Genomic DNA, 13,824 nt, shown 5'->3' on the forward strand with positions numbered 1-13,824 from the left:
AATGCTAGACAAGACCGATCGGGCCATCCTGGCCGAGCTGCAGCGCGACGCCACCCTCACCGTCGACGACCTGGCCGGGCGCATCCATCTTTCGCGCAATGCCTGCTGGCGCCGGGTGAAGGCGCTCGAGGAGGCCGGCGTCATCAAGGCCCGTGTCGCCCTCATCGATGCGGCGAAGCTCGGCCTCGGTCTCACCGCCTTCATCGCCATCCGCACCGCCCAGCATGAAGAGAGGTGGCTGGAGAAATTCTCCCGCGCCGTGCGCGACTTCCCCGAGATCATCGGCGTCTACCGCACCACGGGCGAGACCGACTACCTGCTGCAGGCCGTGGTCAGCGATATTGCCGGCTACGACCAGCTCTATAAGCGGCTCATCACCCGCATAGCGCTGACCGATGTGTCGGCGAGCTTCGTCATGGAGAAGATCAAGGAGACGACGGCGCTGCCGATAGATGGCGCATGATCTACGCCGGCTCCTCCTCATGAAGCCCTTGGCGGGCATTCATCGCTTCGCGCAGGATGGCTTCGACGCGCGGATTCTGCTCCATGAGCTTGACGACATTGGCGGCATCGAGCACGAGAAGCTCCGTTGTTCGCCGTGCGATCACCGTCGCTGTCCGCCTGACCCGGCCCAGCACCGCCACTTCACCGAAGAAATCGCCGTCCAGAAGCCTGACGGTCTGGCGCGGCAGCACCACCTCGACTTCGCCCGAAGCGATGAAGTACATGCTGTCGCCCTCATCGCCTTTCCGGATGATGATCGTATTGGGCGGGAATTTGCGGGCCCTGAGCATGCTGACGAGTTCGGCCAGCGCCGCCCCATCGAGGTCGGCAAAGGCCGGAACCCGGGCCACCATACCGTAATTCACGATGAAATCGCGCCGGCGGATCTCGGCCAGGAATCCGGTGGCGATGATAGCGACAGGGAGCGCGAAGAAGATGAGTCCGCCCAGCATGACGAAGCCGGTGAAGAGCTTGCCGAGCGGCGTGATCGGCACCACGTCGCCATAGCCGACGGTCACCACGGTGACGACTGCCCAATACATCGCTGCAGGGATGCTGCCGAGCTTGTCGGGCTGGGCCTCATGCTCGATCAGATGCATTCCGGTCGCCGAGACCAGCAGGAGCCCAAGCCCGATGAGCCCCGCCGCCATCAGTGGTCGCCACTCATTGGCGAGTACCCTGCCGACCGTTGCCAGCGCCGGTGAATAGCGGGCGAGACGGAAGAAGCGCAGCACCTGGAGGATGAGGATGAGACCCGACGCCTGCGGTCTGGCGAGCAGCAGTAGAAGCGGCAGAATACCGACGACATCCAGCAGCATCAGCGGTGTCACCACATAGGCGACGAGCCCGCGTCCCTTCTCGCCGCCAAATACCGGATGCTCGGGCACGGTCCACAGGCGGGCGGCATACTCGCCCAGAAAGAAAAGGCCGAAGATGATCTCCGCATGGTGGAGATAAGCCAGAAGGCCGGCATCGAGCCTTGGAACGGTCGAGGCGACGACGCCTGCGACGCTGGCCAGGATGATCAGGATCGACACACGCTCGAACCACAGCGCCGCGCTGTCGCGCTTTATGCCGGGCTCGATGATCTCATACACACGATGGCGCATCGAGACCGAGGCCATGCGTCGTTTCCTTTCAGCCGCCTATCTGGAAATCGAGAGGCCGGATGATGATACACCGAAAGGGCTCAGGCCGCGACGGCGTCCCTGATGGCCTGCAAAGCCGCTTCCGCCTTGGAGGCGTCCGGGCCGCCGGCCTGCGCCATGTCGGGGCGCCCGCCGCCGCCCTTGCCGCCCAGCACTTCCGAGCCGATGCGCACCAGCTCGACCGCGTTGAAGCGCATGGTCAGATCCTGCGTGACGCCGACAATGAGCCCGGCCCTGCCCTCGTCATTGAGGCCGACCAGCGCCACGACGCCCGAGCCGATCTTCGCCTTGCCGTCATCGACCAGGCTTTTCATATCCTTGGGATTGATGCCCTTGATCACCCGCGCCATCAGCTTGACGCCGCCGGCTTCGGAAATACCTTCATCGCCCCGGGCCGGCCCGCCGCCCAGCGCCAGCTGCTTCTTGGCCTCGGCCAGCTCGCGCTCGAGCTTCTTGCGCTCGTCGAGCAGCGTCTCGATGCGCTGCACGACATCGGACGGAGTCACGCGCAGCACGGAGGCCGCCGCATGGACGCGCTTGTCCTGCGTGTCGAGATAGCGCCGCGCCGCCTCGCCGGCCAGCGCCTCGATGCGTCGCACGCCCGCAGCGGACGCGCTTTCCGAAATGATCTTGATGATGCCGACATCGCCGGTGCGCGCCACATGCGTGCCGCCGCACAATTCGAGCGAATAGGTCCGCCGGTTGTTGCCTTCCGGGCGCAATCCCATCGACACGACACGCACCTCATCGCCATATTTCTCGCCGAACAGCGCCATGGCGCCTTCCGCGATCGCCTCATCGACGCTCATCAGGCGCGTCGCGACCGCGCCGTTCTGCAGCACCACTTCGTTGGCCATCGCCTCGACCGCGGCGATCTCTTCGGCGCTCATCGCCTTGTTGTGCGAGAAGTCGAAGCGCAGACGGTCCGGCTCGACCCGCGAGCCCTTCTGCGCCACATGATGGCCCAGCGTCTCTCGCAGCGCTTCGTGCAGCAGATGCGTCGCCGAATGGTGCTGGCGGTTGCCGGAGCGGCGCGCATGATCGACATCGAGCTCGACCGCCTCGCCCGCCTTGAACGAGCCTTTCTCGGCCACACCTTGATGGATGATGAGATCGCCGACCCGCTTCTGCGTGTCGGTGACGCGGAACAGACTGCCCGTCATGCCGCGGATGACGCCGTGATCGCCGGTCTGGCCGCCCGATTCGCCATAGAACGGCGTCTGATTGAGGACGATGGTGCCCTTGTCCCCTTGCTTCAGCTCCTGAATTTCCTTGCCCTCGGCGACGATGGTGCGGATGACACCTTCCGCCTTTTCGGTGTCGTAGCCCAGGAACTCGCTGCCGCCGATCCGCTCGCGGATATCGAACCAGATCGTGTCGGTCTTGGCCTCGCCCGAGCCCTTCCAGGCCTGGCGCGCATCCTCACGCTGCTTCGCCATCGCCTTGTCGAAGGCCTTGACATCGACCGCGATGCCGCGCGGCTTCAGCGCATCCTGCGTCAGGTCGAGCGGGAAGCCATAGGTGTCATAGAGCTTGAAGGCCGTTTCGCCGGAAAAGACATGGCCGGCGCCGAGCGTGGCCGATTCCTCATCGAGAATGCGCAGGCCCCGTTCCAGCGTCTTGCGGAAACGCGTCTCTTCGAGCTTGAGCGTCTCTTCGATCAGCGCCTCGGCGCGGGTGAGCTCAGGGTATGCGCCGCCCATCTCGCGCACCAGTGCCGGCACCAGCTTCCACATCAGGGGATCCTTGACGCCCAGCAATTCGGCATGGCGCATGGCGCGCCGCATGATCCGGCGCAGCACATAGCCGCGGCCTTCGTTGGACGGCAGCACGCCATCGGCGATGAGGAAGGACGATGCGCGCAGGTGATCGGCGATGACCCGGTTCGACGCCTTGTGCTTGCCCTCCGCCGCCACATTCGTCTCTTCCACGATCGCCGCGATCAGCGAGCGGAACAGATCGGTCTCGTAATTGTCATGTGTGCCCTGCAGCACCGCCGAGATGCGCTCGAGCCCCATGCCGGTGTCGATCGAGGGTTTCGGCAGGGAGATGCGCTCCTCCTTCGTCACCTGCTCGAACTGCATGAAGACGAGATTCCAGATCTCGATGAAGCGGTCGCCATCGGCTTCCGCCGAGCCCGGAGGACCGCCGGCGATCTTGTCGCCATGGTCGTAGAAGATCTCCGAGCACGGGCCGCAGGGGCCGGTATCGCCCATCGCCCAGAAATTGTCCGAGGTCGGGATGCGGATGATGCGGCTGTCGGGCAGCCCTGCGATCTTCTTCCACAGGCCGAAAGCCTCATCGTCCTCCGAGAAGACGGTGACGGTCAGCTTGTCCTTGGGCAGGCCATATTCCTTGGTGACCAGCGTCCACGCCCATTCGATCGCATCCGGCTTGAAGTAGTCGCCGAAGGAGAAATTGCCCAGCATCTCGAAGAAGGTGTGATGGCGCGCGGTATAGCCGACATTGTCGAGGTCATTGTGCTTGCCGCCGGCGCGCACGCATTTCTGCGCCGTGGTGGCGCGCCTGTAGGGGCGCTTCTCGGCGCCGGTGAAGACATTCTTGAACTGCACCATGCCGGAATTGGCGAACATGAGGGTGGGATCGTTGCGCGGCACCAGCGGCGAGGAGGCCACGACCTCATGCCCCTGCTTCCGGAAGAAGTCGAGGAAGGTGGAGCGGATCTGCGCAAGGCCGGTCATGGTGTCATATCCAGTTGGAAAGAGGGTGCGCTGTTTTAAGGATTGAGGGCGGCCCTGTCCATAAAGACATGACCCCGGGAGGGTTAAAAAGACGGTGGAAACTCAATGGTCCCCGCGCCTCTGCCGGCGGATGAACTGCCCCCGTGGAACCGGGCGCCCAAAACTGAAAAGGCGTCCTCCCGGGGCAAGGAGGACGCCGATCGGTGTGAGGCTCACACCTTGCCGGCCTGGTGGGATGAGGGGAAGGCCGGAATGAGGATTATTCGGCCGCTTCGTCGCCCGACGGGTCGGTGATCTTGGCGGCGATCAGCCCGGCATTGGCCCTGATCGCCTGCTCGATGGCGTCTGCCACATCGGCATTCTGCTTGAGGAAGGTCTTGGCGTTCTCACGCCCCTGCCCGATGCGCTCGCCATTATAGGAATACCACGAACCTGATTTCTCCACGACGCCGGCGGTGACGCCGAGATCGACAAGCTCGCCCACCTTGGAGATGCCTTCGCCATACATGATATCGAATTCGACTTGCTTGAAGGGCGGCGCCACCTTGTTCTTGACCACCTTGACGCGGGTCTGGTTGCCGACCACTTCCTCGCGCTCCTTGATGGCGCCGATGCGGCGGATGTCGAGGCGCACCGAGGCGTAGAATTTCAGCGCATTGCCGCCCGTCGTCGTTTCGGGCGAGCCGAACATGACGCCGATCTTCATGCGGATCTGGTTGATGAAGATGACCATGCAGTTCGACTTGGAGATCGATGCGGTGAGCTTGCGCAGCGCCTGACTCATCAGGCGCGCCTGGAGGCCCGGAAGTGAATCGCCCATCTCGCCTTCGAGCTCGGCGCGTGGCGTGAGCGCCGCCACGGAGTCGATGACCAGGATTTCGATGGCGCCGGAGCGCACCAGCGTGTCGGCGATTTCGAGCGCCTGCTCGCCCGTATCGGGCTGCGAGATCAGGAGATCGTCCACATTGACGCCGAGCTTGCGCGCATAGACCGGGTCGAGCGCATGTTCGGCGTCGACGAAGGCGCAGATGCCGCCCTTCTTCTGGGCTTCGGCGACCGTCTGCAGCGCCAGCGTGGTCTTGCCGGAGGATTCCGGCCCGTAGATTTCGATGACACGGCCCTTGGGCAGGCCGCCAATGCCGAGCGCGATATCGAGCCCGAGCGAGCCTGTCGAGATCGCGGCAATCGAAAGCGCCTGGTTGGCGCCCAGCTTCATGATCGAGCCCTTGCCGAAGGCGCGCTCGATCTGGCTCAACGCCGCATCCAGAGCCTTGTTCTTGTCCATATCCTTGTTCTCGACAACCCTAAGATTCGTCTGCCCCATCGTCGCGCTCCTTATTTCACAAGGGTTCCGCCGGTGCAAATGAGTCTCGGACAACGGCGATGTGGTCAGAATGTACTTTTTTTGTTCTCATGGCAAGCCTTTCTGTAAACCATTGTTTTTTATCTGCTATATTAATACCCCCTGGAACCAGACAAGAACAAATATGGAATCCAAGGCCAATTCGTTTGGTGTCAGCCTAAACAGGCGCAAAACGAAAAGTAAAAGCAGCCTCGGCCCGGCTGGAATCTCGCCCGATCGATTTGGTCGTGCCTGCCTGCACTGCCGCCTTCCAATTGGCCCTGGTATCGAGCGGCGAGCCAGCGCCCTGCAGGCCGCTGGTCAACCGTCTCATCCGTGATCGTTCGCCGAACGCGCATTACGTTACGGAATACGGCTGTACTAGGGTTCTCCATATATTCTGGATGTTTGACTAAAAACATCTCGTGAACGGCGATCGGCTATACCCCTGGATATAAGAAACAGAATGAGAACTCATTTTGAATGTTCGGTCAATATTTGGAATGACGTCGCAAAGGCACTTGCCCTGGGAGGCAAATCAAACAAAACCTCACAGTGCCTAACCTATCAAAATACAACCATAACAGGAAATTTGTCAGATTATTGCGGGCGCGAAAACGACCAGATAACAAAACCGCACAAGCGCTTGCGCCAACTGTCCACCGCAGGCGCTTCACCGCGCTCCCCGTCTCCTATGCTCGGCGCATGGCGCCTATTCCCTCACAAAAACCGGCTTCCCTTTTTCCGGTCCGGTTCTAGAAGACACACCGGATCATCTGGAGCACCTCATGAACAAGCCTATGATGCAGCGTAGCCTCGCCCGCGATGTCGCGCAGTTCTTCGCCGAGCTCGGCCTGCCGCCGGAGCGCCTCACCGAAGGTGCCCATGAAATCCGCTGCCCGATCACCGGCGAGGTCATCGCCAAGGTGCGATTTGCCGATGCAAAGGAAGCCAGGGCCGCGATCGGCCGCGCGGCGGAAGCCTTCCACCAATGGCGCCTCATTCCGGCCCCGCTGCGCGGCGAGTTGGTGCGTCAGCTCGGCAATGAATTGCGTGCCGCCAAGGACGGGCTTGGCCGCCTCGTCACCATCGAGACCGGCAAGATCCTGTCCGAGGGCCTGGGCGAAGTGCAGGAGATGATCGACATCTGCGACTTCGCCGTCGGCCTGTCGCGCCAGCTCTATGGCCTCACCATGGTGAGCGAGCGGGCCGATCACCGCCTCATGGAGCAGTGGCATCCGCTGGGGCCGACCGGCGTCATCACCGCCTTCAACTTCCCCGTCGCCGTATGGTCCTGGAACGCCGCGCTGGCGCTCATCTGCGGCAATACGGTGATCTGGAAGCCCTCCGAGAAGACGCCGCTCACCGCGCTGGCGACCGAAGCCCTGTTCCGCCGCGCCGCGGCCCGGGTCGAAGGCATCCCTGAAAATCTGATGAGCCTCCTCATCGGCGGGCGCGATGTCGGCGAGGCGCTGGTCGATGATCCGCGTGTGCCGCTCGTTTCGGCCACCGGCTCCACCGGCATGGGCCGCATTGTCGGCGAGCGCCTGGCGCGCCGCTTCGGCCGCGCCATCCTCGAGCTCGGCGGCAACAATGCCGCGATCCTCTGCCCTTCCGCCGATCTCGACCTCGCTTTGCGCGCCACGGCTTTTTCCGCCATCGGCACGGCCGGCCAGCGCTGCACCACACTGCGCCGCATCATCGTGCATGACAGCGTCTATGACCGTTTCGTCCCGCGCCTCAAGAAGATCTATGAGACGGTGGCGATCGGCGATCCGCGCGAGCCCTCGACGCTGGTGGGTCCCCTCATCGACAGGCGCAGCTTCGAGGCGATGCAGAAGGCGCTGACCGCCGCCGCCGAGGCCGGCGGCAAGGTGCATGGCGGCAAGCGCGTCGCAGGGCTTGGCGGCGATGACGCCTATTATGTGGCCCCTGCTCTGGTCGAGATGCCGGCGCAATCGGGTCCGGTGCTGGCCGAGACCTTCGCACCGATCCTCTATGTGCTGCGCTACAAGGAGTTCGACGAGGCCCTCGCCCTCCACAATGGCGTGCCGCAGGGCCTGTCCTCGGCGATCTTCACCACGGACTTGCGCGAATCCGAGCGCTTCCTCTCGGCCTCTGGCTCCGATTGCGGCCTCGCCAATGTGAATATGGGCTCATCGGGCGCCGAGATCGGCGGCGCCTTTGGCGGCGAGAAGGAGACGGGCGGCGGCCGCGAGTCGGGCTCGGACGCCTGGAAGGCCTATATGCGGCGCGTCACCAGCGCCATCAATTTCGGCCGCGCGCTGCCTTTGGCGCAGGGCGTCAAATTCGATATTTAGAGCATGATCCGGAAAAGTGGACACCGGTTTTCCGGGAAAATCATGCGCAAACAAAAAGCTAAAGCGTGATGGTGATTCCATCTAAAGCCATCACGCTTTAGAGCAAATCCCGCCAAAGTTGCAGACTTTGGCGATAAGGATTTGCTCAAAACACCAATTGCGCGATTCCTTTCGGCGAAGTGAGTCCACTTCGCCGGGAAGCGCGCCAGGAGAATGATATGACACAAAGAAGCGGGGGCCGGATTCTCGTCGACCAGTTGCTTATCCAGGGCACCGAGCGCCTCGCCTGCGTGCCGGGTGAAAGCTATCTGGCCGTCCTCGATGCGCTCCATGACGCGAAGATCGACGTCCTTGTCTGCCGCAATGAAGGCGGCGCCGCCATGATGGCGGAAGCCTATGGCAAGCTCACCGGCAAGCCCGGCATCTGTTTCGTGACGCGCGGCCCCGGCGCCACCAATGCCAGCCACGGCGTCCATATCGCCGCCCAGGATTCGACCCCGATGATCCTGTTCATCGGCCAGGTCGAGCGCGGCATGCGCGAGCGCGAGGCCTTCCAGGAGGTCGACTACAAGGCCTTCTTCGGCTCGATCGCCAAATGGGTGGTCGAGGTCGACAGCGCCGCCCGCCTGCCCGAGCTCGTGGCCCGCGCCTATCGCGTCGCCTGCCAGGGCCGGCCCGGCCCGGTCGTCGTCGCTCTGCCGGAAGACGTATTGACCGAAATGGCCGATGTCGCGGATGCGCCCGCCATTTCCTATGCCGAATCCTGGCCTGGGCCTGAGGATATGAATCGATTCGGCGAGTTGCTGCGCACCGCCTGCAAGCCCCTCTTCATCCTCGGCGGATCGCGCTGGACGGGTGAGGCGCAGAAGGCGCTCATCGGCTTCGCCGAGAAATTCGATGTCGGCATCACCACCTCCTTCCGCCGCGCCCATCTCTTCCCGTCGGATCATCCCAACTATGTCGGCGATGTCGGCATCGGCCCCAATCCGAAGCTCGCGGCGCGCGTGAAGGAAGCCGATCTCCTGGTGCTGCTCGGCGCCCGCATGTCGGAAATGCCCTCTTCCTCCTATTCGCTCATCGACATCCCCAATCCGCGCCAGACTCTCGTCCATATTCATCCGGGAGCGGAGGAGCTGGGCCGGGTCTATCAGCCCGCGCTCGCCATCCAGGCATCGCCCGGCGCCTTCTGCGCAGCACTTGCCGATCTCGCCCGGCCCAATGAGCGGCCCTGGGCCGAGGCCACCCGCCAGGCGCGCCAGGAATTCATCGACTGGACCGACAAGCCGGGCAGGCTTCCGGGCAAGTTCCAATATGGCGAGGCCATGCGCTGGCTGCGCGAGCGCCTGCCCGCCGATGCGATCATCACCAATGGCGCCGGCAACTATGCCATCTGGGTGCATCGCTATTACCGCTTCCGCAAGCTCGGCACGCAATTGGCGCCCACTTCGGGATCAATGGGCTATGGCGTGCCGGCGGCGGTGATGGCGAAGCGTCAATTTCCGGACTCCCCCGTCGTCGCCTTTGCCGGCGACGGCTGCTTCATGATGAACGGCCAGGAATTTGCGACCGCCGTTCAGTATGATATCCCGCTCATCGTGATCGTCCTCGACAACTCCATGTATGGCACGATCCGCATGCACCAGGAGCGCGAATATCCGAATCGCGTTTCGGCGACGCTGCTCAGGAATCCCGATTTCGCCGCTTACGCCAAGGCATTCGGCGGCCATGGCGAGCGCATCGAGACGACGGATGAGTTCGCGCCGGCCTTCGAGCGTGCCCTGAAATCAGGCAAGCCTTCGATCCTGCATTGCCTCATCGACCCCGAGGCGATCACGCCCGCCCGCACTCTGTCGCAGATTCGCGACGACGCCGTGAAAAGCGGAAAATAATTCGTGGCCGGCGGAACTTCCGGACTGCCCCGATATTGTCACAATGACAGGACGGACAGGAGCCGCGCAACCCTCACAGACAACGGTCGTCAGCAATTCTTACCGACCGTCATGGCTGCCCGGAAATCCGGATCTTCGTCGATATAGGCGGGTTCGGGTCCGGCTCCCGTCGCATCGAAGAAACGCGCCACGAAGCAGCGCCACGCCGCACAGAAAGCAATATCGCAGATCTGCCGGTCGGTGAACCCCGCCGCGCGCAGGCGCTCGATATCGTCCGCCGATACCTGCGAGGCATTCTGGGCGATCTTCTCGGCATAGCTCAGCATCTCGACATCCCGGGGCGGAAGCCCCGCATGCCGGAAATCGCGGTGGATCCTGAGCACCGCCTCCTTCGAGCCGAGATCGGCGATGAGCTGCTTGGCGAAGACATGCGAGCAATAGGTCGAAGGCACGCGCTTGGCGGCGATGAGGGTGATGAGCCGCCACTCGCGCGGGCCGAGCGAAAAGCCGGCCCGCACCTTGTCGATGAAGTCAGTGTAGAGCGGCAGGAGATCGGGCCTTGTCGTGAAGCACTTGGTGGCTTCCATGACGAAGCCGTTCTGCGCCCTGAGCTTGTAGTAGATCTCCGCAATCTGGCCGGTTGCCTCGTCTTCCCCGATCGTCTGCAAATACATCTGGTTCTCCGCCGCTACAAAAGCTGCCGCGACTTCACCTGATGTTGCGTCCCTATGCAAGCCGAACCTCGCTTAGTTCGCCCCGGGCCGTTTTTTGCCTTCCCCTGCCGCCTATCTGAAGCGATAGGTGAGGAACAGGGTCGAGAGGAACTGGTCCGCCGAGCCCTCATCCGCCACGATCGGGCTGTCGGCGGCATCGCCCAGCAACCGCTTGTATTGCGCCCGCCCGCCAATGCCGATGCTCTCGGTGATCCTGTAGTCGAGCCCGAACGTCACGCCCGCATCCTTGAAGCCTGAATCCGCCTCATACTCGCCGTAGCCGCTCGACGCCGCCTGCGATGAGGAGATGCCGAAATAGGTCTCCATGTAGTTGCTGTCGGCCCAGCTGGCCGACGCTTCGAGGCTGGATCTGAGATTTTCGGTCAGCGCAAAGGCGACGCCGGTCGTCGCCTCGGCGAGAAGTCCCTCATGGCCGCCGGCGACATCCTGGGTCACGGTGAGCCCGGCCGACCAGATGCCGATTTCGTATTTGATGAAGCCGCCGAGCTCGATCGAATCATCGACGTCGCCCAACCCTTCCAGGGCGTTGTTGTCGTCCTCGTCGCGGCCGAAGCTGTAGCGCGCGATCGGCCCGGCCTTGAGGCCCTCATGGTTGAGCAGGTTTACGCCCAGTGACGGTCCGCTGATGAAGACGAAATCGTCATAGACGATCGAGGCGAAGGGGAAAGGCTGGAATTCATAATCGTCGGAGCCTTCATAGTCGGGCAGATAGGCGCCCCCGCCCCCGATGATGATGCTCCATTTGCTCGGCTCCGGTTCTGACGTAGAGTTATCCTCGTCCGCCGCTTGGGCAACGGTGGTGCCATAGGCGACGACGGCGACTCCTGCCATGATTCTGAGCCAATTTGCGGTAACAGCTGGGGCCAGGGAAATCTTGCCGGCGAAGCGGGAAGGCATGGATGCGGTCCTTTGCGATCAGTGGATGCATCCTTCTAGGCCGCGATCCTGGCGAGGAAGTTTCGAGCGGGTTTCGACATGTTGCAGATTATTGCCGAGAGGGCGTTGCCGCGCGTGCCTGAGGAGAGGTGCGTGCGATGAGTAAGCAGGTAAAGCCGCATATCCTGATCGTCGATGATGATCGCCAGATCCGCACCATGCTGGCGCGTTTCCTGGGCGAGCATGCGATGCGGGTGACGCAGGCCGGCGACGGCGAGCAGATGTTCAAAGCGCTGGAGACCGGCCGCTTCGACGTCATCGTGCTCGACGTCATGATGCCGGGCGATGATGGCTTTACACTGTGCCGCAAATTGCGCAGCAGCAACACCATCCCCCTCATCCTGCTCACCGCCCGCAACAGCGAGACCGACCGTATCGTCGGACTCGAGCTCGGCGCCGACGACTATGTGACGAAGCCGTTCAATCCGCGTGAGCTCCTCGCCCGCATCCGCGCCCTGTTGCGGCGGGTGAACGGCAACATGCAGGCCGTCGAGCGCCTGGCCAGCGCGGTCTACCAGTTCGCCGGCTGGACGCTCGACACCAGCCGCCGCTCGCTGATCTCGCCGGACGGCGCCCTCACCGATCTCACCACCGGCGAATTCGACCTTCTCGTCGCCTTTGTCGAGCACCCGCAGCGTGTCCTCAACCGCGACCAGCTGCTCGATTTGGCCAGGGGCCGCGTCAGCCTCGCTTTCGACCGCAGCATCGATGTGCAGGTCAGCCGGCTGCGCCGCAAGATCGAGCTCGATCCCAACGCGCCGGCGCTGATCAAGACGGTGCGCAATGGCGGCTATTTCTTCACCGCGACCGTGGCCGCCATCACCGCCGCCGTGACGCCATGAGACTGCCGCTCTGGTCGAAACTCAAACTGGCGCCGCGCCTCGCCATCCTCATCGTGGCAACGGCCGTCGCAGCCAAATTTTTGGACGAGACGCTTCAGCATGTTCTGCCACCCTCCGGCTTCCTGGTCGTCAACAACGAGTGGCTGGCGAAAACAGCGACGGAGGCGGAACACATTGCCGATCAGACACCGGCAGCGGACCGTCTGGCGGCTCTCGCCGGCTCACCCCTTACGCAATGGCTGAAATTCGATATCCTCGCGGAAGCGCCCGATTTTCCGCAGGACGATCTGCCCAAGCTCGCCCGCGAAGCCAAAGCTGCCATCGTCAGGGCGCTCGATCGGCCGCCGGAAGATGTTCTGGTGAGAACCGAATTCTTCAAGGAGCCGGAGGTCAAGACCAACGTCGTGGTGATGTCCGATATCCCGACCTTCATGGATACCGAGATTCTGATGTCGCGCGACAGCATGGTCGTTGGCGATCTCAATATCGCCATCAGACTCAAGGACCAGTCCTGGCTGATGATCAGCCCGACCGAAGCCGGTCTGACGCCGCTCACTTACTTCCGCAATCTCATCAGCCTGATACTCACCTTCTTCATCGTGGCCATCTTCTCGATCTGGATGGCGCGCAGCATCGTCAAGCCCCTGTCCAATCTCGCGGCCGCGGCGGAAAAGCTCGGCCGCGAGCGCGAGACCACGCCGATCGGCGGCATGAAGCTTCCGGAATTCGCCGCCATCGCCGATACCTTCAACGAGATGCAGGCCAGGCTCAAGAAGTTCGTCGACGAGCGCATGCAGATGCTGGCCGCCATCTCGCATGATCTGCGCACGCCGCTGACCAGGCTGCGTCTCTATGCCGAAAGCGTACCGAACAAGGCACAGCGCGCCCAGATTCTTTCCGACATTTCCGACATGGAGACCATGGTCGCGACCTCGCTTGCTTTCATGAGCGACGAAATCCATCGCGAGCCCTATAGCGCCGTCGACGTGGCGAGCCTCGTCATCAGCCAGTGCGACACCTTCTGCGATAGCGGCCGGAAGGTCACCTATAAAGGGCCGGATCATGCGCAATTGACTTGCCGGCCGGTGGCGCTGCGGCGCGCCTTCTCGAATCTCATCGACAATGGCTGCAAATATGGCGGCGAGGTCTGCGTCTCGCTCACCGACAAGGGAAGCTCGCTCATCATCGAGATCCGCGACAACGGCCCGGGCATCCCGGCCGATCAGATGGAGCGCGCTTTCGCGCCCTTCCAGCGCCTCGAAGCCTCGCGCAACCGCGAGACCGGCGGCACTGGCCTCGGCCTCACCATCGCCCGCGACGTGGTGCTGAGCCATGGCGGCGACATCCAGCTCGTCAATGATGCGACGGGCTTCCTCGTTCGCGTAGAGCTGCCTCGCCCGCGCTGA

The 13,824-nt window shown here is 63.0% G+C and carries 10 protein-coding genes; 5 read left to right on the forward strand and 5 right to left on the reverse strand.

What is annotated here, in order from left to right; all coding sequences use genetic code 11:
* Window position 1 precedes the first annotated feature (1 nt).
* Window positions 2-463: an Lrp/AsnC family transcriptional regulator gene (locus DT068_RS17870; RefSeq protein ID WP_119391226.1), complete on the forward strand. Its 462-nt coding sequence runs from the start codon at window positions 2-4 to the stop codon at window positions 461-463.
* A 1-nt stretch (window position 464) separates the two neighbouring features.
* Here DT068_RS17870 and DT068_RS17875 read toward each other — a convergent pair whose 3' ends face one another.
* The 3 genes from DT068_RS17875 to recA form a co-directional block, all read right to left on the reverse strand.
* Window positions 465-1,628: a cyclic nucleotide-gated ion channel gene (locus tag DT068_RS17875; RefSeq protein WP_119391227.1), complete on the reverse strand. Its 1,164-nt coding sequence runs from the start codon at window positions 1,626-1,628 to the stop codon at window positions 465-467.
* Between the two features lie 65 nt (window positions 1,629-1,693).
* Window positions 1,694-4,354, reverse strand: a complete 2,661-nt coding sequence (gene alaS, locus DT068_RS17880) for an alanine--tRNA ligase (protein WP_119391228.1) — start codon at window positions 4,352-4,354, stop codon at window positions 1,694-1,696.
* Window positions 4,355-4,613: 259 nt separating this feature from the next.
* Entirely contained in the window at window positions 4,614-5,678 is a 1,065-nt protein-coding gene (gene recA / locus DT068_RS17885) for a recombinase RecA (protein ID WP_119391229.1), read from the reverse strand.
* Between the two features lie 818 nt (window positions 5,679-6,496).
* Here recA and amaB point away from each other — a divergent pair.
* Together amaB and DT068_RS17895 are read left to right on the forward strand one after the other, a co-directional pair.
* Entirely contained in the window at window positions 6,497-8,017 is a 1,521-nt protein-coding gene (gene amaB / locus DT068_RS17890; RefSeq protein ID WP_119391230.1) for an L-piperidine-6-carboxylate dehydrogenase, read from the forward strand.
* Between the two features lie 218 nt (window positions 8,018-8,235).
* Window positions 8,236-9,906 carry a thiamine pyrophosphate-binding protein gene (locus DT068_RS17895; RefSeq protein WP_119391231.1) on the forward strand — a complete coding sequence of 557 codons (1,671 nt, stop codon included), beginning with the start codon at window positions 8,236-8,238 and terminating at the stop codon, window positions 9,904-9,906.
* 89 nt (window positions 9,907-9,995) lie between these two features.
* Here DT068_RS17895 and DT068_RS17900 read toward each other — a convergent pair whose 3' ends face one another.
* Together DT068_RS17900 and DT068_RS17905 are read right to left on the reverse strand one after the other, a co-directional pair.
* Window positions 9,996-10,580: a carboxymuconolactone decarboxylase family protein gene (locus tag DT068_RS17900; RefSeq protein ID WP_119391232.1), complete on the reverse strand. Its 585-nt coding sequence runs from the start codon at window positions 10,578-10,580 to the stop codon at window positions 9,996-9,998.
* Window positions 10,581-10,691: 111 nt separating this feature from the next.
* Window positions 10,692-11,471 carry a MipA/OmpV family protein gene (locus DT068_RS17905; RefSeq protein ID WP_162914277.1) on the reverse strand — a complete coding sequence of 260 codons (780 nt, stop codon included), beginning with the start codon at window positions 11,469-11,471 and terminating at the stop codon, window positions 10,692-10,694.
* Between the two features lie 203 nt (window positions 11,472-11,674).
* Here DT068_RS17905 and DT068_RS17910 point away from each other — a divergent pair, with 203 nt between their 5' ends.
* Window positions 11,675-12,418 (forward strand): response regulator, encoded by a 744-nt coding sequence (locus DT068_RS17910; protein ID WP_119391234.1) that lies wholly within the window; start codon window positions 11,675-11,677, stop codon window positions 12,416-12,418.
* Window positions 12,415-13,824, forward strand: a complete 1,410-nt coding sequence (locus DT068_RS17915; protein WP_119391235.1) for a sensor histidine kinase — start codon at window positions 12,415-12,417, stop codon at window positions 13,822-13,824. The genes DT068_RS17910 and DT068_RS17915 overlap by 4 nt, the downstream gene beginning before the upstream one ends.

Source organism: Taklimakanibacter lacteus, from assembly GCA_003576695.1.
In the GTDB taxonomy this organism is placed as follows: domain Bacteria; phylum Pseudomonadota; class Alphaproteobacteria; order Rhizobiales; family Aestuariivirgaceae; genus Taklimakanibacter; species Taklimakanibacter lacteus.